This window comes from Ascidiaceihabitans sp. (assembly GCF_039986515.1).
Taxonomy (GTDB): Bacteria; Pseudomonadota; Alphaproteobacteria; order Rhodobacterales; family Rhodobacteraceae; genus Ascidiaceihabitans.
On sequence record NZ_JBDWQO010000009.1, the window covers coordinates 100,965 to 121,897 of the forward strand.

Consider the following 20,933-nt stretch of genomic DNA (forward strand, 5'->3'; position numbering starts at 1 on the left):
ATGCGTTACATCCTATTTTCCCTCGCCCTTACCGCCCCCCTGCCCGCCTTTGCAGGTGACATCTGCAACGATGCATGGTTTTCCCGCAATCTAGTGATGGACCGTGCCGGCTATTGTTTCGGCTCCGTTTTGGGCCAAGAGCTGTTCGACAACACGGGCTGCACCGGCAAAAACGTTTCCCTTTCTGCGGACGATCAGGTTTTTGTCTCGCGCATGCGGGCCTTGGAAAAACAAAACCAATGCAGCGTCGACACCAAATCCCCTTATCTTGAACTTGGCGATGCGTGGGTGCGCAGGCAACTGGCCACTTTGCCCATCGTTGACGATTTTGAAAGCGCCTGTCTGGGCTGGCTTCATACGCCTGAACCTTTGCGGTCCGCAGCATATGACGACGCGCCTATTATCGCGACCATCCTGCCCGGCGACAACGTCAGTTTCGGGCACCTGCCGAATGGGACATGGGACTACGTGACCATTTCCGGTCCTGATTGGGTTGTGAAAGGCGGCGGCTGGTTGAAGGCACCCGGCACAGAAGGGCGTTGTGCCAACTACGCGGGCTAATGGTATTTCGGTGCGCCACCTTGTTGCGACGCTTTCAAAAGCTTAAGTGACTGCAGCATCAAAAGCGGAGTGCACAATGGCCACTTGGTCCGATCTCGAAACAGAACTGGCGTTGTGGCATGCGGGCGGTGAAATGCCCGATTTTTGGTGGCGTGACGATGACACTGTCGCCCACACAGACACATTGGACCGACTGCTTGGCATGGCCGAGACCTTTGGTGCGCCTATGCATTTGGCGGTGATCCCCGACAGCCTGAACCCCGATCTTGCGCCTCGGTTGGAACGCGCGGCGCAAACCTATGTGTTGCAGCACGGGTTTGCACATGTGAACCATGAACCCAAAGGGTTGCGTGCCTCCGAAGTCGGGGTAAGTCGGGATGTGGCATTGCAAATCGAAGATCTGCGCCGGGGCTGGGCGATGCTGCAAGATGCGACTTTGCCCAATTTGCTTCCTGTGTTCACGCCGCCGTGGAACCGTATTGGTCCCGACACTGTGGCAGCACTGCCTGACCTTGGCTTCCAGATCCTATCCGCTGGCGAACAGCGCATCACAAGACACCCTGCTGCGGGTTTGCTGCAGTTCAACTGTCATGTTGACCCGATACGCTGGAAAACGGGGGCTGTGTTTCGCGGCACCGAGAAAACGCTGAACCATGTGGTTGAACACCTCGCGGCACGGCGCACAGGCACCACCGACAAAGACGAAGTGACGGGATTTTTAACACACCACCTGCAGACGGATGCCGCCACTTGGGACTTCATGGAAGCCTTCATGGAGCGTTTGACCCACAACAACCGCACAAAATGGCGCAATTTGGCGTCCTTTCTGACATGAGGGCGCCACGATGGTAGATTTGGTTTGGGCCACCCCGCAAGAACGCGGCGATGTGGCGGCGTATATGGCCCGTGTGTTTCACAAAGTGCGATGGGGACGCGCGGGATGGGACGCGCTGTTGGCAAACCGTTGGGCCGATGCCGCAGCCCCGTACGCGATTGTCGCCAAAGACAAGGGACGCATTGTCGGTGCCATCGGGCAGATTGTCGGACCAAGACCCGGTGGACCAACAATTCACAACCTCACGTCGTGGTACCTTGATAAGGAATATCGCGGGCAAGGATTGGGACGTGGCATGATGGCCAAAGCCATTGAAGACACAGACAATGCCGTGACAAACCTGTCCAGTGCACGCGCGGCTATTCCCGTGGCCCTCAGCTCTGGCATGGATGTGTTGGATGACACCCGTATGGTTTGGAGGGCGCGTCCGAACGCGCCCCACAAATGGACGGTCTTCACTGACCCAAGCCAAGCGCCGATTTCGCCGGACACACGCAAAATCGTGACGGACCATGCCGATTTGAACCTGACAAGCCTGACCATCGAAACGCCGGACGGGCTGTGCACGCTGGTGCTGTCGATCAAACAAAAAACGGATGACCGTATCACACACGAGGTGATGTTTGCAGACCGCAAAGACCTGCTGTCGCGACATGGTTCTGCTATCGCGGCCAGTATTTTACCTGACGACACCACTATTTTGTCACTTGATACGCGGTTTTCAACTTCCGATGCACAGCCCGATTTCGTTGAAGATATTCCCGTTGCCAGATTTTGCACGCCCGGGCGCGTTGATCCCGCATTGGTCGATCACCTGTATTCGGAGATCGTGATTTTGGACATGAAACTATACTGAATTTTCCGGCGTCCGGAACACATGCAAATTGCAATCGGCCACGCGCAGATCGTTTGACCTACGACTGTTCTAATATGTTTCCAGTGAGTGCCGCGATATGGGCAGGCGCGTCTGTAACCGCATAATTGCTGCGCAAAATCCGCCATTTACCATCGATGACAACCAAATCCGAAAAGACTGGAAAGGGGGGCTGAACCATGTGGTCTTTGTGCAAAAGATGGGTGACATGCGTAGATTGAATATGCTCGGGGGTCACAAACTCTGCGGCAACACAGGTGCGGATCATTTCTGAAACACCCGTTTTTTCATAATGGTCGCGGACCCCGATGAACGTAGCTTCCACATCAGCAGGCGTTTCCAGCTTGCGGCTGCCTTCAAACGTCGCAAGTTCATGAGGAAGGGCAAAGCAACGCAGAAACGCATCGAAATCACCCGAAACAAGGGCACTGCCACTGCGATCCAAAAGTCCTTCCGCAATGACTTTCGCATTTGGTCCGTAGTGTATCATCTGACCTCAAAAACAAGTTACACGCCATCACTTTATAACAAATCTGTTACAAATGAAGCGTTTTCTAGCACCTTGCATCTCTGGGCAAAATTCTGCGCTTTGATCATTACGGTTCTCAAAAAACCCTATCCAAAGTCGCAACGTCGGCGCTGTTCAAGGGCGCAAAGACGTGGCAGTGTTCCGGCATGATAACATTGCATCACCTGAACAAGTCCCGCTCTCACCGTATCCTTTGGTTGTTGGAGGAACTTGGCGTCACCTATGACATCAAACACTACGCACGCGATGCCACCACAAATCTGGCGCCACCGGAATTGACGGCGCTGCATCCCTTGGGCAAGTCGCCAATGATCGAAATGGACGGACGCCTTATCACCGAAAGCGGGGCCATCGTTGAGATGCTATGCGCCACGCATGCGCCGCATATGATCCCGAAGGCGGGCACCGATGCCTATGTCCAACACTTGGAGTTGATGCATTTTGCGGAAGGCTCGGCGATGACCCCGATTTTGCTGAACTTGTATGTCGGCCGTCTGGGTGATGCTGGTGCGCCATTGCATCCACGCATTCAGGAACAGCTGGACGCGCATTACGGGTACATGAACGATATGCTGCGCAATGGCGGGCATTATGTCCTTGATGATTTGTCTGCGGTCGACATCATGCTGAGCTTCCCTGCCGAAATCGCACTCATGCAGGGGCGCGGTGATGACTTCCCAAGGCTGAAAGCCTTTGTTGAACGCATCCACGCCCGCCCTGCCTATCAAAAGGCACTAGAGCGCGGTGCCAAGTGACTGCTTTGATCGCCTCTGACGGAACAACAGCGTCAAAGCTGACCTTCGGGACCATGCAATTCGGTGGGAAAGCCGACAAAGCCGCATCACATGCAATGTTTGAAGCGGCTTTGGCGGCTGGAATCACGCATTTTGACACGGCCTATGTTTACACCGACGGGGCATCAGAAACCTTTTTAGGTGACATGATCAAACCGCATCGGGACCGTTTGGTCATCGCAACGAAAGCCGCCTATGTTGGCGGATCGACAAAGGCAAATATCCTTAAACACTTCGACATTTCACGTCAGCGTTTGCAACTTGATATGGTCGATCTTTTGTATTTGCACCGCTTTGATGATGGCACCGATCTGGCCGAAACCTTTGAAACCTTGGCCGAACTGAAGCAGGCCAAAGCCATAAGATACATCGGCGTGTCCAATTTTGCGGCATGGCAAGTGATGAAGGCTCAGGCTGTTTGCGCAAAGCTTGATATGGGTATTGATGTCATTCAGCCGATGTATTCCCTCGTCAAACGGCAGGCCGAGGTAGAGATCATGCCAATGTGCATCGACCAAGCCATTGAAATTGTGCCCTATTCCCCATTGGGCGGTGGCCTACTGACGGGAAAATATGCACAAGGCGGGACAGGTCGGTTGACCGAAGATGACAGGTACGCTGCAAGATACGGCCAGCCTTGGATGCACGATGCAGCTGCCGCCTTTGCCCGGCTCGCTGCACGCGAAAGCATGGCACCGGCGACCCTGGCCGTGGCATGGGCAGCTGCGCATGCAAGCCAACCGAAACCGATTGTGTCGGCACGTTCAGTGGATCAGTTGACCCCTTCGCTTGATGCAATGACGACACGGCTCAGCCCCGATCTTTACGCAGAGATTTCCGCCCTGACACCCACACCTGCCCCCGCCACAGACCGGCTTGAGGAAGCATGACAGACATTATTATCATTGGCGGCGGCATTGCAGGCATTTCCCTTGCGGCCCGCCTGTCAGACCATGCACATGTCACAGTTCTGGAAACGGAAAACGCGCTTGGGTATCACGCATCTGGCCGATCCGCCGCCCTGTATGAACCAAACTACGGGGCCCCATCCGTCAACGCACTCAGCCGCATGGGCGAACGCTATTTTCAGGATGGTGGGTATTTAAGCGATCGCGGGTTTTTGTTGGTTGCACAAAACGGGGAAGATCGCGCTTTTGAAAAAGACCTGAATGATTTGAACACGAACGAAATATCTGTCGAAGACGCGCGTCAGATCGTGCCAATCCTGAAGCCGTCCATCACCCGTGCTGCTTATCATTCCGGCGCCTATGACATTGATACAGATCGCCTTATTCAGGATTTTGCCAAGCAAACACGCAGCAACGGTGGTGAAGTCATTACCGGCGCTGCGGTAACGCGATCCGAGTTTGCGGATGGGCTTTGGACCGTACACACAAGTGACCGCGTTTTGCAGGCGCCGACGCTGGTGAACGCCGCCGGCGCATGGGCGGACGACATTGCAAAACTGTCGGGCATCTCCCCAATCGGGTTGACACCTTATCGTAGATCCTTCGCCCGTGTCCCTGCACCGGGGGAACACGATGTTTCGAAATGGCCCATTTTTTTTGGTGTTGGTGAAACATGGTACGCCAAACCAGATGCAGGTAAGCTATTGATTTCACCCGCAGATGAAGACGCGGCTTCGGCCCATGATGCCTTTGCCGATGACATGGTGATCGCGATGGGAATTGACCGCTATCAGCAACATGTCACAGAAGAAGTCACACGCGTCGAAACCACATGGGCCGGGCTACGCACATTCGCACCTGACCGAACATTGGTGTTGGGGCGCGACGCGGGGAACCCCAGTTTTGTTTGGTGTGCCGGACAAGGCGGCTACGGGTTTCAAACGGTTCCTGGCGCCAGCCAATTTCTAGCTGATGTCATGCTGGGTCGTGTGTCTAACGTCGACGCCGAATTGGTCGCGGCACTTTCTCCTCATCGGTTTTAAAAGGTTAAAAATTCTCATGTTCAAAAAGTTTGCAATCACCGCTGTTCTTGCTCTTGTTGCGGCTTGCGGTGCACCAAGTGGCACAAGCGTTGGTCCGATGATTATCGGTGACAGTGATCCGGTGCGGTTTTCAGGCAAACAACCAACCACTTTTGCTGTGCGGGGGATGGATGCAGCACGGTTCCAAAAATCTGTTGATTGGGCACGGGCAAAGGCGGTTGGGATCGAATTTGTGTTCCTGAAAGCCACCGAAGGCGGTGATTTGAAAGACATAAAGTTCCGTGACCACTGGCGCGGCGCAGGCCGTGCAGGCGTGGCGCGTGGTGCCTATCATTTTTACTATTTCTGCACCGATCCCGCGACGCAGGCCCGCTTTTTCATCCAAAACGTGCCGCGCACCAAGGGCAGCCTGCCGCCTGTCTTGGACATGGAATGGAACCCGTTCTCACCAACCTGCAAACGGCGCCCCGACGGGGCAACTGTACGTGCCGAAATGAAGGTTTGGATGGACATCGTCGAAGCCCATTACGGACAGCGCCCCATCATCTACACGACACCGCGATTTTACAAAGAAAACGGGCTAAGTGCGATCAAACGCGAAGAATTCTGGCTGCGGACGACGGCCAAAACCCCACGCGAAGCCTTTCCAGGCCAGCCTTGGCGTTTTTGGCAATACACAGCCACAGGCACGTTGCCAGGCACGCCCGGCGCTGTTGATATCAACGCCTTTAACGGCAGTGCAGAGGACTGGGCGGCGTGGCGCGCACGCCGCTCAGTTCAATAATCAGCCGTCGATGCGAATAACCGCGTTCTTGGGGTCATAGGGGCTGTCTTCCGTGATCTCGCAATCCCACAGCTGGTCTTGCATTTTGATCTGAAGCTTGGTGCCCGGCACTGCGATGTCCGCGGGCACGTATCCCATGCCAATCTGCTTGTTGAATGCCACAGAATAGCCACCAGAGGTCAGACGCCCCACGCGAGTATCGCCATGATACAACGCTTCGCGCCCCCATGGATCAGCGTCGCTTGGACCATCGATCAGAACGGTGACGCATTTGCTGCGCACGCCTGTTTTCACAAGCGCATCCTTGCCGTAGAACTCTTTGTTCAGATCAATAAAACGCGGCAAATCGGCTTCCATTGGTGTCGCGTCGCGGCCCAATTCGTTGCCAAAGGCACGATAGGATTTTTCCTGACGCAACCAGTTTTGCGCCCGTGCGCCCACCAGCTTAAGGCCATGAGGTTCGCCAGCGGCAAGTATCTGATCCCAAAGGTAGTTTTGCATTTCAATTGGATGGTGCAATTCCCAACCAAGCTCGCCTGTGTAGGCCACGCGGATGGCGCGGACCGGGCACATACCCAATTCGATGTTGCGCATCGTCAGCCATGGGAAGCGCTTGTTGGACAGCACTGTGGACGGGTCACCGTCTTTCACAAGCGCATTCAAAACGTCACGCGACTTTGGCCCTGCAATGGCAAAAACACCCCACTGCGTTGTGACATCGTGGCATTCGATATACCCAAACTCGGGCGCTTTATCTTCGATGGCTTTGCGCAAATAGTCGCTGTCGTAGGCGGTCCAAGCGCCTGCAGACACAAGATAATATTCATCCTGCGCAATACGTACGATGGTGTATTCCGTGCGGGTTGTGCCATGAGATGTCAGCGCATAGGTCAAGTTGATGCGCCCGACGGATGGCAGTTTGTTGCAGGTAAACCAATCCAAAAATGCTGTCGCACCGGGGCCTTTTACGACGTGTTTGGTAAAGGCAGTCGCATCAATCAAGCCAACGCCTTCGCGGATCGCTTTGGCCTCTTCCACGGCATGGTTCCACCATGCACCGCGGCGGAACGAACGACCGTCGTGATCAAAGTTATCGGGCGCATCCAAAGGACCGTAGTAGTTGGGGCGTTCCCATCCGTTCACAAACCCGAACTGCGCGCCCAGCGCTTTTTGGCGATCAAATACAGGGGCTGTGCGCAACGGGCGACACGCCGGACGCTCTTCATCGGGGTGATGCACAATGTAGACGTGATCGTAGCATTCTTCGTTTTTGCGCGCGGCAAATTCCGTCGTCATCCAGTCGCCGTAGCGCTTGGGGTCCAGTGACGCCATGTCGATTTCAGCCTCTCCATCGACCATCATTTGCGCAAGGTAATAGCCTGTGCCACCCGCCGCGGTGATGCCAAAGCTAAAGCCTTCAGCCAACCACATGTTGCGCATGCCCGGCGCCGGACCCACAAGCGGGTTACCGTCAGGCGTATAACAAATCGGACCGTTGAAATCGTCTTTCAGACCGCTTTCTTCACAAGACGGCATCCGGTGGATCATCGCCATGTATTGTTCTTCGATCCGCTCCAGATCAAGTGGGAACAGGTCCGCGCGGAAGCTGTCTGGAACACCATATTCGAACACGGCCGGCGCGTTCTTTTCGTAAACGCCCAAAATCCATCCGCCGCGTTCTTCGCGGACATAGGATTGCGCGTCGGCGTCACGGATAACAGGGTGTTCCGGATTGCCTTGGGCACGGTAATCGACCAAGGCAGGGTCTTGATCCATAACGATAAATTGGTGCTCAACCGGGATCGCAGGCATCTTGATGCCCAACATCTTGGCAGTGCGCTGCGCATGGTTGCCTGATGCGGTTACAACATGTTCCGCGGTGATCACGATCTGCTCGTCTGACGGCACAAGATTGCCGCCCTGTTCAACCATTTTCGTTGCGGTGACTTCCCAATGGGTGCCGTTCCAATGGAAGGCATCGGCCTGCCATTTGCGTTCAATCATCACACCACGCTGGCGTGCCCCTTTTGCCATGGCTTGGGTCACGTCGGCCGGGTTAATGTAGCCGTCGGTTTCGTGGTAAATCGCGCCTTTTAAATCCTCGGTACGGATCAGCGGCCACTTCGCCTTGATCTGCTCTGGCGTCATGAATTCATACGGCACATCGCAGGTTTCTGCCGTGGACGCATATAGCATGTATTCGTCCATGCGTTCATCGGTTTGTGCCATGCGCAGGTTGCCAACAACAGCAAAACCCGCATTCAAACCTGTCTCGGCTTCCAACGCCTTGTAGAAATCGACGGAATATTTGTGGATGTGGGTTGTCGCAAATGACATATTGAACAAAGGCAACAGGCCTGCCGCGTGCCATGTTGAACCTGACGTCAATTCGTCACGCTCCAGTAACATCACATCATCCCAGCCCGCCTTGGCCAGATGGTACGCAATTGAGGTGCCAACCGCACCACCGCCTACAACCAATGCTTTCACTTGCGTTTTCATCTGCGATTCCCTCCGCGTAAACTTGGCACCCTTTTACGGCGCACGCAGAAAAACCGTGCCAAACAGCCGACAAGTCATGTCAAAAAACCGACCTTTGCCTGCAATGCATCTGCGATCAAACAGCAATCACTTTGCCGGGATTCATGATGCCATGCGGGTCCAACGCCGTTTTGATGGCCCCCATGACATCAACGGTGGATTGCCCAAGCTCTTTTGCCAGATATGGTATTTTGCCTTGCCCTATCCCGTGTTCGCCTGTGCAGGTGCCATCCATCGAAATTGCCAATTCGTTCAACCAACTGACAAATGCGCCCGCACGGGCCATTTCATCGGCGTTTTGTTCATCTATCAAAAGCAGACAGTGAAAATTGCCGTCCCCCACGTGGCCGACAATCGGGGATACAAAACCTTCTTCGTCCAGACGCACCCGCGCGGCGTTCACACAGTCCGCTAAACGCGAAATCGGGACACAGACATCGGTAGAAATGCCCGCCGCACCGGGGCGCAATTGCAATGTCGCCCAATAGGCATCATGGCGTGCCTGCCAAAGCTTGTTTCGTTCTTCCGTGGATGTCGTGGACGTATAGCCCCCGCCCCCATGTTCTTGCGCAATTTCGCCAAACATCTCGGCCTGTTCCAGCACGCTGGCCTCGGAGCCATGGAACTCAAGCAACAACAAAGGTTCTTCGGGCAAATCCAATTTGGAATACGCATTGCACGCCTTCACCTGAATAGCATCCAGCAACTCGATGCGGGCCACCGGAATCCCGAATTGAATAACCTGCATCACAGTCTGGCACGCTGCATCCACCGTGGGAAAGGTACACCGGGCGGAACTGATCGCCTCGGGGATACCCTGCAATTTCAATGTGATTTCGGTGATAAGACCCAAGGTGCCTTCGGACCCGACCATAAGCCGCGTCAGATCGTACCCTGCTGATGATTTTTTGGCGCGCTGCGCTGTGCGGATCACTTCGCCATTGGCCATCACCGCTTCGATCGCCAGAACATTGTCTTTCATCGTGCCATACCGCACCGCGTTGGTGCCGCTAGCGTTGGTCGCGCTCATGCCGCCCAATGACGCGTTGGCGCCCGGATCAATGGGAAAGAACAAGCCCTGGTCGCGCAGGTGGGTATTAAGCTGTTCACGCGTGACACCCGGCTGCACGACACATGACAGATCGTCAGAATGTACTGCCAAAATCTGGTCCATCTGTGTGACATCCACCGAAATACCGCCCGCCGGGGCGTTCACATGCCCTTCAAGCGATGTGCCCGTGCCGTACGGGATCACCGGCACTTTGTGCGTGGCGCAAATATCCACAATGGATTGCACTTCTTCCCTTGAGGACGCGAAGACCACACCGTCAGGGGATTGGTTTTTCAGCCACGTGGTGGTGTGCCCGTGTTGTTCACAAATAGCGTCACCGGTTTGAAACCGGTCGCCGAACTGCTGCTTGAGAACCCCCAAAACCGTGGCAATCCCGTCTTCGTTGCGTTTCAGTTCGGTGACTTTCGCCATTGTGGCCTCCCTTTATTCTCCCAGCGCGATACCTTCCCGTCGGGGGTCTGCGCCGCCTTGCAGCGTCTCGCCAATCGCAATGGCATGCAAGCCCGAATTCAGGCCACGCGCCCCCACATCAAAGCCCATGGCCGTCAGCGGCCCTTCCAGTGCTGTCGCATCTGTGCCGTCTTCAACGTCGTATTTGCCAAAACGATTGACCGCATGGGGCACTGATACAGCTTGCTGCACATCCATCCCCCAATCGACATAAGCAATGATGCTTTCGGCCACATACCCGATGATCCGGCTGCCGCCCGGGCTGCCAATCGCCAGTACCGGCTTGTCATTTTGCATCACAATCGTTGGGGCCATGGAGGATCTTGGCCGCTTTCCGGGCTCAATCCGGTTGGCAATTGGCACCCCATCGCGATGACTGCGGAAGGAAAAGTCCGTCAATTCGTTGTTCAGCAAAAACCCGTTGGTCATCACACGGCTGCCAAAGGCATTTTCGATGGTCGTGGTCATAGAGGCCACGCTGCCGTAGCTGTCCACAATCGAAATATGCGACGTCGAGGGCAGCTCTATCGCCTCATCATCTGCCCAGTTGAGCGCATGGTCAAATGCAGGCGTTCCGGCCGACACGTCCTTTAGCGCCGTATCACCGGTCAACAATTCGGCCCGCTCTGCCAGATAGGCGGGATCGACCAGCCCCTTTGTCGGGACCGGCACATAATCGCTGTCCGCCATGTAGCGTCCGCGGTCCGCAAATGCCAATCGCGACGCGTCGCCCATCAGGCGGCGCACATCCGGATCACCAGGCCCCGCGCTTAGATCATAGCTGTCCAGCATCCCCAGAATTTGCCCCACGGTCAGCGCACCAGAAGACGGCGGACCCATCCCGCACACATCCAGTCCACGGTATGTCGCGCAAACGGCTGGACGTGCTTTGGTCTGGTAGATGGCCAAATCGATCGTACTTAGAACACCCGGAGATGCTGCGCCCTGAACGGCATCCACAATACCCGCGGCAATTTCACCGCCATAAATCGCATTGGCGCCGTTCTGTGCCATCGCCTGCAACGTCGCCGCGTAGGGGGCATTCTTCAACGTATCCCCAGATTGCAGCGCCACACCACCCGGCAAGAAATACGCTTTGGTTTCGGGATGCACGGAAAGCCGTTCCGCATCGCTTTCAACCAAGCCCGCAAGACGTGGAGAGACCGAGAAACCGTTTGTGGCCAATGCAATCGCAGGTTCGAACAAGCCGCTCCATTGTGATTTCCCCCAGCGGTCATGCGCCTCTTGCAACAACGCCGGCGTGCCGGGGGTGCCCACAGACAGCCCCCCCACCACAGCATCAAAAAAGCCCATGGGTTCGCCATCGTCGTTTTGGAACAGTCGGGGCGTTGCAGCCAAAGGCGCCGTTTCACGACCATCCAGCGTCATCAATTCTCCGCTGGCGGCATCGAAATATACCAAAAACGCACCGCCCCCGATGCCGGAAGATTGCGGTTCAACCAGACCCAGCACGGTTTGCACAGCCACCAACGCGTCCGCCGCTGTGCCCCCTGCCCGCAATACATCCGCGCCCGCTTTTACAGCATGTGGGTTTGCAGCTGCCACCATCCAGTTTTGCGCTTGAACCGGCTTGCCCAGCGCCTTGGCTTCAAGCGCTGCTGTGACCGTCGGATCAATGGAGGTGAATTGGCCGTCTGTCGCCCCTTCGGGTTGCACAGCGTCAGCCGTTTGCTGTGCCAAACCCGCGCTTGCGCTTAGGACCAACGCCAAAGTAACTGCTGTCGTCCGCATAATATCCTCCACAATGTTTGAAATGATGTGGGGTGAACTTTAGCCACATCATTCCGAAAGCAAAGTGGAAAATTATAGCATAGCGGGAACCACCTGATCCGGTGGACGGTGGCCATCATCAAAGGTTTTGATGTTGATGATGACCTTTTCACCCATCTCCAGACGGCTTTCGACTGTAGCTGACCCCATATGCGGCAGCAAAACCACATTGGGCAATTCGCGCAATCGCGGGTTCACGTCTGTGCCGTTTTCATAGACATCAAGGCCCGCGCCCCCCAGCTCACCCGCCCGCAACATCCGCGTAAGCGCGTTTTCATCGATGACTTCGCCCCGCGAGGTGTTCACGATCACCGCATTGGGTTTCATCAATTTCAGGCGACGCGCATTTAGCAGATGAAAGGTGCTGGGCGTATGCGGACAGTTGATGGACAGCACATCAACACGCGACACCATCTGGTCCAGACTTTCCCAATAGGTCGCTTGGTATTCGTCTTCGGTCTCGGCACGCAGGCGTTTGCGGTTGTGGTAATGTACCTGCATCCCGAAAGCCGCGGCACGCTGAGCAACAGCGCGGCCGATGCGCCCCATCCCAAGAATACCAATGCGCCGCCCGCCGATACGCCCACCCAGCAGCGCAGTCGGTGACCATCCGGTCCATTGGCCCTGTTGCATGGTCGCCAGCCCTTCGGGCAACCGACGGCTGATCGCAAGGATCAACCCCATCGTCATATCAGCCGTGTCTTCTGTCAAAACTCCGGGTGTGTTGGTGACAAGGATACCGCGACTGCGCGCCGTTTCCACATCAATGTTGTCTACCCCGGCCCCGTAGTTGGCAATCAGCTTTAACTGTGGTCCTGCCTGCCCGATCAGTCCCGCATCAATGGTATCTGTGATGGTTGGCACCAGAACATCGGCAGTTTTCACCGCTGCAACCAAGGCTTCGCGGGAAAGTGCCACGTCGTCCTCGCGCAGCGTCACATCAAAAAGTTCCCCCAATCGCCGTTCCACCGGTTCAGGCAACCGTCGCGTCACGAACACACTTAGACGTTCCTTTGGCATTTTGCCTCCCCTACGCTTTGCGCATGCAACTTGTTTGTGGCATGGTGGCCCATGTTGATCCAAGGCACAAGAACCCGGACAACAAATGGGTAGTGGCAGTACAGGCCTTAAGAATATGAAACAGTTGGTTCGATCCATGATGCTGGGGGCGCTTTTCTGCGCGACCATGGTGATATTTGTCCCGCAAGCGCAGGCCGCAGGTGAACCCACCGAAAAGGGCAGCGTTACGAATTTGCCACTGCCGCGCTATGTCTCGATGAAAGCTGCGGAAGGCAACGTGCGCCGTGGCCCGTCCCTGACACACCGCATCGACTGGGTGTTCACCCGTCGCGATATGCCTTTGCGCATCACCGCAGAGCACGGCCACTGGCGCCGCGTCCAAGACCGTGATGGTCAAGGCGGGTGGGTTCACTATTCCCTTCTGTCAGGCACCCGCACAGTCATCATCGAACAAGACATGATGACATTGCGCACCCGTCCGGACCCTACTGCGCCCGTCACCGCAGCCCTAGAGGCCGGCGTAGTCGCCCGCTTGGGCGAATGTGACGTCGAATGGTGCCGGTTGAACGCAGGCGGGTTCAAAGGATGGGCCCCCAAAGCCCGTCTTTGGGGCGTCGGGGCGCAGGAAATCCGCGACTGATCCTGCCTACCCTGCCGTCTTTGCGATAAAGGCATTTGTCAAAGCGCCCAGCTCCGGCCCCACGTCTTCTTGCAAGAAATGACCTGCGTTTTGCAAAATGCAGTGATCTTGTCCCGCCGCACCCGGCATCAGCTTTTGAAACACCTGATCGACGCCCGCCATGATTTTGTCATCCGCCCCGAAAGCGGTCAGCACCGGAATATCAAGGCCCCGCAACACGGCCCAAGCATCACGGTTGGCTTGTGCCGCCGGATCGTCCGGTGTTGACGGGACAAGCACCGGAAACTGCCGCGCACCTTCTTTGTAGCTGTCATCGGGAAACGGCGCATTATATGCGGCGATTTCGGCATCCGTTAATTTTGACGTCGTGCCACCGCTTACGATGCGGCCTGCGTCAAAATCCGGTACAGATTGCGAATATTCTTTCCAGCTTTCGAAGGCAGGGCTCATCGGTTGATCCCCTGTGGGTAATGCAGTGTTGGCCACAACAAGCCGTGCAAAACGGTCCGGGCGTGCCGCAAGCAAACGCAATCCAATCAAACCACCCCAATCCTGACAAACAAGCGTGATGTTGTGCGCCTGTGTCTGATCCAACCAGTCCAACATCCAGTCTACATGCCGCTGGTACGTATAGTCGGCGCGATGCGCCAATTTGTCGGATCGTCCAAATCCAATCAGGTCCGGGGCCAAAACACGGTGTCCCGCCTTAGTCAGCACGGGAATCATATGGCGATACAGGTAACACCAGGACGGCTCTCCATGCATGACCAACACAGGCGCTGCATCTTCAGGCCCCTCATCCAGATAATGCACACGCAACGCGCCACCATCAGGGTCCGTTACATCAAGGTAATTTGGTGGAAAATCGAAACCGGGAAGATCGTTAAATCGATTATCTGGTGTGCGCAACTTGTCCATTCATCCGTCCTCTGCCTAAAGTATGATCATAGCTTAGCAACACACCGCGCCGTCATCACAGGGGAACGTCGCGGCACAAAAGAATTGGGGATGTCTTTTGAAGCGCATATTCTACGAAGCCTTTGGGCCAGCGTCACAGGTGCTGGAACTAGAGGACGCGGACACGCCCCAACCGGGCATCGGCGAAGTGTTGGTGGAATTGGCTTATTCCAGCGTGAACCCCTCAGACGTCAAGGTCCGTGCGGGTGGGCGTCCCGGCGTGACAAAGCCAGCCTTTCCAAAAATCACGCCACACAGCGATGGCGCGGGGACGGTGGTGGCCGTTGGCACTGGCGTACCAAGTGACATCATTGGCAAAGCCGTTTGGATCTGGAACGCACAATGGCAGCGCCCTTTCGGGACGGCCGCCACGCATATCGTGGTGCCACATGCCCAGGCGGTGCTTTTGCCGGATGGCGTATCCATGCAAGTGGGCGCGTGTCTTGGCATCCCGGGGCTGACGGCAGCCCATACCGTCTTTGGCAACGGTGAATTGCATGGCAAGACGGTGTTGGTTCAGGGGGGCGCTGGCACTGTTGGTTATCTGGCCTTGCAACTGGCCATTTGGGGCGGTGCGCGGGTGATTGCAACTGCCCGCGAAAGCGACCACGAGATGTGCCGTGCGGCAGGTGCCGATGCGGTGATCGACTTCACACAAGACACCGTCGCAGAACAGATCATCGCGGCAAACAATGGCACTTTGATCGACCAGATCATTGAGCCTGAATTTGGCATCAACGCACAAGTGAACACCGATGTGATCGCCCCGGACGGCATCATCGCGGCCTACGGGTCAGCCAAATCCATGGCCCCCACTATCCCCTTCATGGAGATGATGTTCAAAAACATAACCATCGACATGGCGTTGGTTTACATTTTGTCCCCCCAGCCTCGCAGTCTGGCCATCACCCGATTGCATGGCGCCCTGCGCGCAGGTGTGTTGGATTGCCCGATAGACAGCGTACACCCGCTGTCAGACTGCGCCAAAGCCCACGCAATTGTGGAAAGCGGTGACCGTCAGGGTGCCGTGCTGGTGGATGTGCAAAAGTAAAGGTGAGACCCTTGTTCAGATTTCTATCGTGTGTGCCCTTCTTAACGGCTGTCGCTTTGGTGGCGGTTTTCATCTGCTTTGCCCCTGTCAGTGGTTATGCGCAAACGGCGGATCAGCCTTCAGGCACCATCGCCGTGGAAGACAGCGCAATACAGGACGCAGCCATTGCCGTGCGCATTCGGGACATTCTGTCTGAGCTGGAAGGCTACACCAATGTCACCGTCACAGTGTCTTCTGGCATCGTGACCCTGCGCGGCACAACCGTCGACGCGCCATCTGCTGTGCGCCTCAACGATCTGGTCGGCAGGGTTGAAGGCGTTGTGGCCATCGAAAACGAAGTCGCCGAAACCACAGACGTTGTCGAACGCCTGAACCCTGCGGTTGAACGCTTTAAAGCGCGGATGTACCAGATCGTGGCCTTCTTGCCTTTGGCGATTGTTGCTTTGACGGCCATGGCTTTGGTGGTCGCCTTGGGTATTTTGCTGGCCCGGATGCGTTATCCCTGGGACCGGATCGCCCCCAACGCCTTTATCGCTGATATTTACCGTCAGGTTGTGCGACTTGCGTTTTTTATTGCGGGTCTGGTGATTGCATTGGACATTCTGGGGGCCACCGCCCTTTTGGGCACAATTTTGGGTGCTGCCGGGATTGTTGGGCTGGCTATCGGTTTTGCAGTCAAAGATACAGTCGAGAACTTCATCGCCTCAATTATGCTGTCCATCCGTCAACCTTTCCGCCCCAATGACACCATCGAAATCGACGGAGACGTCGGCAAAGTCATCCGCCTGACCAGCCGTGCAACCATTTTGCTCAGTTTTGATGGCAACCACATTCGCATTCCCAATTCCACCGTCTTCAAAAGCCGCATCGTCAACTATTCACGCAACGACGAACGCCGCTTTGTGTTCGATCTTGGTGTCGCCCCCAACACGGATTTGGCGCAGGCCCAAAGCCTTGGGTTGCAAACGTTGAACGATTTGCCTTTTGTTTTGGAAACACCCGCGGCTGCCACATGGATCGAAACCGTCGGAGACAGCACGATTACGTTGCGCTTTGCCGCCTGGATTGACCAACACAAGACCAGTTTCGCAGGTGCGCGCGGCGAAGCAATTCGCCTGACGATGGCGGCTTTTGACGGGGCAAACATCGCAATGCCAGAGCCCACATTTCGCATCATATCGCCTCAGGCGGCACCCGAATCCCCCTCTGATACACATGTCGCTCCGACCCCGACGGACATGCAGCAAGTCACGGCTCAGGCGGATCAGGAACTGAGCGAAATCATTGATCAGGAACGGGCTGTTCTGGCAGATGAAGACCTGCTGAACCGCACCGCGCCCGAGGAATAATAAAAACCAACTATTTTCGCAAAACGGGTCTTGCGCCCCCTGCATTACCCTACTATCTAACGCGTCACGTTGGGATGTGGCCAAATGGTAAGGCACCTGTTTTTGGTACAGTAGACTGTAGGTTCGAATCCTACCATCCCAGCCAACCTTTCTTTAAATACCGTGATCGGCCCGCGCGAAGAACATAGAATTTTTGCACTTTGGTTTTGCTCGGTTTCTCCCGTTTGGATCCACATTGTAAAACTGTGTTTCATGATGGCCTGCCAAGGTCCAAACCGCGTCTTTTGGCAACGCGACTATCCCAGCGTGTGCTTGCTGCGGCTGTTCGATAACCCGACGTTCCGCGATCCTTATCCAAAGAGGGCCTTGCCATTGGCGAAAAACAAGCCAAGCTTAGAGCATAAATAACAGCACGGGGATTTTCCATGAAAACGACAATTACAACCATGATCGGCGCTTTGCTGATTTCGACGGCGGCACCGGTCAGCGCCGAAACGCTGCGTTGGGCCCGATCCGGCGATGCATTGACGCTTGATCCTCATTCCCAGAATGAAGGTCCGACACATACGATCCGCCAGCAGATGTATGAGCCATTGATCATCCGCGACGTAACAGGCGCGTTTGAGCCCGCGCTGGCCACTGACTGGGCCCCTAAAGCAGATGATCCAAATGTATGGGTGTTCAATTTGCGCCAAGGCGTGAAGTTCCACGATGGGGCAGATTTTACGTCCGAAGATGTGGTGTTCAGCTTTGAGCGCGCCAAACAGCCCAATTCCGACATGAAAGAACTGATTGGCTCCATCACAGAAGTTCGCGCGAAGGGCGACTATACCGTTGAAATCGTCACGGACGGGCCAAACCCGATCCTGCCATCGAACCTGACCAACCTGTACATGATGGACAAAGGCTGGACCGAAGCAAACAACACAGTTGACGTGCAGGACTTTGAGGGCGGCGAAATCACATTTGCCACCACAAACGTCAATGGTACGGGCCCTTACACGCTGACGAGCCGCGAACCTGACGTCAAAACCGTCATGACACGCAACGAAGCCTATTGGGGCCGCGACCAGTTCCCAATGGAAGTGACGGAAATCGTCTATACCCCCATCCAGAACGCCGCGACCCGTGTGGCTGCTATGTTGTCTGGCGAAATTGATTTTCTGCAAGACATGCCTGTGCAGGACCTTGAGCGCGTGAACGCCGTCGACGGTTTGGTCGTCAAGCAAGCACCCCAAAACCGTGTAATTTTCTTTGGCATGAACCAAGGCGCGGACGACATCGAAAGCGACAACGTCGATGGTGCCAACCCATTGGCTGATGTGCGTGTGCGCAAAGCCATGTCCATGGCGATCAATCGCGACGCCATCCGTCAGGTTGTGATGCGTGGCCAAAGTGCGCCTGCCGGCATGGTCGCCCCACCCTTCGTCAACGGTTGGACCGCTGAAATGGATGCCGAATCGTCTACCGACATCGAAGGCGCCAAAGCACTGATGGCAGAGGCAGGCTATGCAGACGGGTTTTCGATCCGCCTTGATTGCCCCAATGACCGTTACGTCAACGACGAAGGCATCTGTCAGGCTGCGGTTGGCATGCTGGGCCAGATCGGCGTTAAAGTGAACCTTGATGCCAAACCAAAGGCACAACACTTTCCGTTGATCACGGACAGCAAAACAGACTTCTATATGCTGGGCTGGGGCGTGCCGACGTATGATTCCGAATACATCTTCAACTTCCTTGTGCATGGTCGTGAAGCTGAAATCGGAACATGGAACGGCACCGGTTTTGACAACGATGACGTCGACGCCATGATCAAATCACTTGCGTCCAACACCGATCTGGCTGCGCGGAATGCGGACATCGCCAAAATCTGGCGTGTTGTGCAAGATGAACAGCTTTACATCCCGATCCACCACCAGGTTCTGAACTGGGGCATGTCGGAAAAAGTGGGCATCGAAGTTGATCCTGAAGATCAGCCAAAGGTTAAATACTTCACCATGAAGTAAACCATCCGGGCGGCGCATCGTTACAATTGATGCGCCGCCTGCTTTCATTTTTCAACGCCAGTCCATTTTGGTCCAGTTCAGGAAAATCCATGTTACGCAATTTTAGCTACGCCGCTCTTTTCGCCGTTTTGACCCCTGCAGCCTTTGCCGAGGACTTCAAATGGGCTGTCACAACAGACCCTCAAACTCTGGATCCCCATGCTGTTAACTCTGCGCCGGTCCTGGGTTTTTTAAACAACGTCTATGAAGGTCTTGTGCGCCGCGGGCAGGACATGGCCATCGAACCGGCGCTTGCCACAAGCTGGGAAGCCATAGGGGCCGGCGAAGGGTGGCGCTTCAATCTTCGCCAGGGCGTGACCTTTCAGAATGGTGCCGCGTTTACCGCGCAGGACGTATTGTTTTCCTATGAACGCGCCTCAAGCGAAGCCGCCGACACCAGAAGTTGGTTTGCGCCGGTGTCAGGCGTGGTCGTTGTAGACGATTACACGGTGGACTTCATGACCACGTCCCCGAACCCGATTTTCCCCGACAGCATCGCCAACTGGATGATCATGGACAGCGACTGGGCGCAATCCAATGATGCTGGCCGCCCCGACAAAGAAGCAGGCAACCATGCCACGCTGAATACCAATGGCACCGGCGCGTTTGCCATCACCAATCGTGAACCGGGCCTGCGCACTGTACTTGAGCCGCATAACAATTGGTGGGGCGATGCCACACACAACATCACCCGCGCAGAGCTGACGCCGATCCAGAACCCCGCCACCGCTTTGGCAGCCCTGTTGTCGGGCGACGTCGATTTCATCAATCCCGTACCTGTCCAAGACGTGGCGCGATTGCAAAATGATCCAAACGTCAATGTCATTCAGGGCATCGAAGCCCGCGTTATCATGCTTGGCTTTCCTCATGAGGCCGAAGCGCTGAAATATTCGTCTGAAACGACAGACGCAAATCCGTTTGCCGACGCCCGCGTGCGCCGCGCGGTGGCCCATGCCGTGAATGTGCCCGCGATCTTGCAGACCACGATGCGCGGAAACGCCCAAGCGGTGAACCAATTGGTCAGCCCCGCAATGCGTGGGTATTCCGACGTACTGGGCGGCAACGCGGCCTTTGATCAGGATGCTGCACGCGCCTTGTTGGCCGAAGCAGGTTACGCGGACGGATTTTCATTCGGGTTGAAATGCCCCAATAACCGTTATCTGAACGATGAAGCCGTGTGTCAGGCCATCACTGCAATGTTGGCGCAGGTCGGTATGCGCGCGACTTTGGACGCGATGCCGGTGCAAAACTACTGGCCCGAATTGCGGGCAGACAACTACGACATGTATCTGTTGGGGTGGTCGCCCGGCACCTTTGACGCTGAACACCCTGTGCGCTTTCTGGCCGCCACACCCAATGAAGAAAAGAAATTGGGCAGCTGGAATTTTGGCGGATATTCCAACGATCGTGTCGACGCATTGCTGCCGATGATACAATCCGAAATCGACGAGACAAAACGCCAGACGATGCTGGATGAAGTTGCCCAAACCCTGCAGGATGAAACGGCTTACGTTCCACTTTATGTGCAGCCTTTGGTCTGGGGGACGCGGTCCAATATTGAATTGGTGCAACGCCCCGACAACTTCTTTATCTTGCGCTGGGTCACTGTTAACTAGCACAGCCTAAGAGGGGCACACGCCCCGACCCACCTTGTCACGTTGCCTGCCACCCATCGGGGAAATTGCCACC

Annotated in this window: 18 protein-coding genes and 1 tRNA gene; 13 read left to right on the top strand and 6 right to left on the bottom strand. The window is 55.8% G+C overall.

The window, feature by feature from the left end; genetic code table 11:
- From ABJL60_RS09625 to ABJL60_RS09635, 3 genes are all read left to right on the top strand, one after another.
- On the top strand, positions 1-561 hold the full coding sequence (locus ABJL60_RS09625; protein WP_348376136.1) for a DUF4453 domain-containing protein: 561 nt from the start codon (positions 1-3) through the stop codon (positions 559-561).
- 76 nt (positions 562-637) lie between these two features.
- Positions 638-1,396: a polysaccharide deacetylase family protein gene (locus tag ABJL60_RS09630; protein ID WP_348376137.1), complete on the top strand. Its 759-nt coding sequence runs from the start codon at positions 638-640 to the stop codon at positions 1,394-1,396.
- Between the two features lie 10 nt (positions 1,397-1,406).
- Positions 1,407-2,252: a GNAT family N-acetyltransferase gene (locus ABJL60_RS09635; protein WP_348376138.1), complete on the top strand. Its 846-nt coding sequence runs from the start codon at positions 1,407-1,409 to the stop codon at positions 2,250-2,252.
- Between the two features lie 58 nt (positions 2,253-2,310).
- Here ABJL60_RS09635 and ABJL60_RS09640 read toward each other — a convergent pair whose 3' ends face one another.
- Complete coding sequence (locus ABJL60_RS09640) at positions 2,311-2,760, bottom strand: hypothetical protein (RefSeq protein ID WP_348376139.1); 450 nt, start codon at positions 2,758-2,760, stop codon at positions 2,311-2,313.
- Positions 2,761-2,945: 185 nt separating this feature from the next.
- On the opposite strand from ABJL60_RS09640, the gene ABJL60_RS09645 reads away from it, so the two are divergent.
- Genes ABJL60_RS09645 through ABJL60_RS09660 form a run of 4 tightly spaced genes read left to right on the top strand, consistent with a single transcriptional unit; the run spans position 2,946 to position 6,328 of the window.
- On the top strand, positions 2,946-3,554 hold the full coding sequence (locus tag ABJL60_RS09645; RefSeq protein ID WP_348376140.1) for a glutathione S-transferase: 609 nt from the start codon (positions 2,946-2,948) through the stop codon (positions 3,552-3,554).
- Positions 3,551-4,483, top strand: a complete 933-nt coding sequence (locus tag ABJL60_RS09650) for an aldo/keto reductase (RefSeq protein ID WP_348376141.1) — start codon at positions 3,551-3,553, stop codon at positions 4,481-4,483. Before ABJL60_RS09645 ends, ABJL60_RS09650 begins: the two co-directional genes overlap by 4 nt.
- Positions 4,480-5,544, top strand: a complete 1,065-nt coding sequence (locus tag ABJL60_RS09655) for an FAD-dependent oxidoreductase (RefSeq protein WP_348376142.1) — start codon at positions 4,480-4,482, stop codon at positions 5,542-5,544. The genes ABJL60_RS09650 and ABJL60_RS09655 overlap by 4 nt, the downstream gene beginning before the upstream one ends.
- A 16-nt stretch (positions 5,545-5,560) precedes the next feature.
- Complete coding sequence (locus ABJL60_RS09660) at positions 5,561-6,328, top strand: GH25 family lysozyme (RefSeq protein ID WP_348376143.1); 768 nt, start codon at positions 5,561-5,563, stop codon at positions 6,326-6,328.
- Here the strand turns inward: ABJL60_RS09660 and ABJL60_RS09665 are convergent, their stop codons facing one another.
- The 4 genes from ABJL60_RS09665 to ABJL60_RS09680 all read right to left on the bottom strand — a co-directional run bounded on the left by ABJL60_RS09665 (position 6,329) and on the right by ABJL60_RS09680 (position 13,202).
- Complete coding sequence (locus ABJL60_RS09665) at positions 6,329-8,830, bottom strand: FAD-dependent oxidoreductase (protein ID WP_348376144.1); 2,502 nt, start codon at positions 8,828-8,830, stop codon at positions 6,329-6,331.
- Positions 8,831-8,945: 115 nt separating this feature from the next.
- Complete coding sequence (locus tag ABJL60_RS09670) at positions 8,946-10,352, bottom strand: FAD-linked oxidase C-terminal domain-containing protein (protein WP_348376145.1); 1,407 nt, start codon at positions 10,350-10,352, stop codon at positions 8,946-8,948.
- A 12-nt stretch (positions 10,353-10,364) separates the two neighbouring features.
- Positions 10,365-12,143 (bottom strand): gamma-glutamyltransferase, encoded by a 1,779-nt coding sequence (gene ggt / locus ABJL60_RS09675; protein WP_348376146.1) that lies wholly within the window; start codon positions 12,141-12,143, stop codon positions 10,365-10,367.
- Between the two features lie 72 nt (positions 12,144-12,215).
- Complete coding sequence (locus ABJL60_RS09680) at positions 12,216-13,202, bottom strand: D-glycerate dehydrogenase (RefSeq protein ID WP_108829294.1); 987 nt, start codon at positions 13,200-13,202, stop codon at positions 12,216-12,218.
- Between the two features lie 166 nt (positions 13,203-13,368).
- Between ABJL60_RS09680 and ABJL60_RS09685 the strand changes: the two genes are divergently transcribed.
- On the top strand, positions 13,369-13,842 hold the full coding sequence (locus ABJL60_RS09685) for an SH3 domain-containing protein (RefSeq protein ID WP_348288967.1): 474 nt from the start codon (positions 13,369-13,371) through the stop codon (positions 13,840-13,842).
- A gap of 6 nt (positions 13,843-13,848) precedes the next feature.
- On the opposite strand, the gene ABJL60_RS09690 is transcribed toward ABJL60_RS09685, so the two are convergent.
- Complete coding sequence (locus ABJL60_RS09690; protein ID WP_348376147.1) at positions 13,849-14,760, bottom strand: haloalkane dehalogenase; 912 nt, start codon at positions 14,758-14,760, stop codon at positions 13,849-13,851.
- Between the two features lie 97 nt (positions 14,761-14,857).
- On the opposite strand from ABJL60_RS09690, the gene ABJL60_RS09695 reads away from it, so the two are divergent.
- The 5 genes from ABJL60_RS09695 (at position 14,858) to ABJL60_RS09715 (ending at position 20,860) form a co-directional block, all read left to right on the top strand.
- The gene (locus ABJL60_RS09695; RefSeq protein WP_348376148.1) at positions 14,858-15,850 is read left to right on the top strand and encodes an NADPH:quinone reductase; all 993 of its coding nucleotides are present in this window, start codon (positions 14,858-14,860) and stop codon (positions 15,848-15,850) included.
- A gap of 11 nt (positions 15,851-15,861) precedes the next feature.
- Positions 15,862-17,199 carry a mechanosensitive ion channel family protein gene (locus ABJL60_RS09700; protein ID WP_348376149.1) on the top strand — a complete coding sequence of 446 codons (1,338 nt, stop codon included), beginning with the start codon at positions 15,862-15,864 and terminating at the stop codon, positions 17,197-17,199.
- A 70-nt stretch (positions 17,200-17,269) separates the two neighbouring features.
- Positions 17,270-17,344: transfer RNA gene (locus ABJL60_RS09705), tRNA-Gln, on the top strand.
- A 280-nt stretch (positions 17,345-17,624) separates the two neighbouring features.
- Entirely contained in the window at positions 17,625-19,205 is a 1,581-nt protein-coding gene (locus tag ABJL60_RS09710; RefSeq protein ID WP_348376150.1) for an ABC transporter substrate-binding protein, read from the top strand.
- An 89-nt stretch (positions 19,206-19,294) separates the two neighbouring features.
- Positions 19,295-20,860, top strand: coding sequence for an ABC transporter substrate-binding protein (locus tag ABJL60_RS09715; RefSeq protein ID WP_348376151.1), 1,566 nt, complete (start codon positions 19,295-19,297; stop codon positions 20,858-20,860).
- Positions 20,861-20,933 lie beyond the last annotated feature (73 nt).

Bases quoted from the DNA above. Each gene is read 5' to 3' on its own strand.
- ABJL60_RS09625 (WP_348376136.1), top strand. From the start codon at position 1: ATGCGTTACATCCTATTTTCCCTCGCCCTTACCGCCCCCCTGCCCGCC.
- ABJL60_RS09630 (WP_348376137.1), top strand. From the start codon at position 638: ATGGCCACTTGGTCCGATCTCGAAACAGAACTGGCGTTGTGGCATGCG.
- ABJL60_RS09635 (WP_348376138.1), top strand. From the start codon at position 1,407: ATGGTAGATTTGGTTTGGGCCACCCCGCAAGAACGCGGCGATGTGGCG.
- ABJL60_RS09640 (WP_348376139.1), bottom strand. From the start codon at position 2,760: ATGATACACTACGGACCAAATGCGAAAGTCATTGCGGAAGGACTTTTG.
- ABJL60_RS09645 (WP_348376140.1), top strand. From the start codon at position 2,946: ATGATAACATTGCATCACCTGAACAAGTCCCGCTCTCACCGTATCCTT.
- ABJL60_RS09655 (WP_348376142.1), top strand. From the start codon at position 4,480: ATGACAGACATTATTATCATTGGCGGCGGCATTGCAGGCATTTCCCTT.
- ABJL60_RS09660 (WP_348376143.1), top strand. From the start codon at position 5,561: ATGTTCAAAAAGTTTGCAATCACCGCTGTTCTTGCTCTTGTTGCGGCT.
- ABJL60_RS09665 (WP_348376144.1), bottom strand. From the start codon at position 8,830: ATGAAAACGCAAGTGAAAGCATTGGTTGTAGGCGGTGGTGCGGTTGGC.
- ABJL60_RS09670 (WP_348376145.1), bottom strand. From the start codon at position 10,352: ATGGCGAAAGTCACCGAACTGAAACGCAACGAAGACGGGATTGCCACG.
- ggt (WP_348376146.1), bottom strand. From the start codon at position 12,143: ATGCGGACGACAGCAGTTACTTTGGCGTTGGTCCTAAGCGCAAGCGCG.
- ABJL60_RS09680 (WP_108829294.1), bottom strand. From the start codon at position 13,202: ATGCCAAAGGAACGTCTAAGTGTGTTCGTGACGCGACGGTTGCCTGAA.
- ABJL60_RS09685 (WP_348288967.1), top strand. From the start codon at position 13,369: ATGGTGATATTTGTCCCGCAAGCGCAGGCCGCAGGTGAACCCACCGAA.
- ABJL60_RS09690 (WP_348376147.1), bottom strand. From the start codon at position 14,760: ATGGACAAGTTGCGCACACCAGATAATCGATTTAACGATCTTCCCGGT.
- ABJL60_RS09710 (WP_348376150.1), top strand. From the start codon at position 17,625: ATGAAAACGACAATTACAACCATGATCGGCGCTTTGCTGATTTCGACG.
- ABJL60_RS09715 (WP_348376151.1), top strand. From the start codon at position 19,295: ATGTTACGCAATTTTAGCTACGCCGCTCTTTTCGCCGTTTTGACCCCT.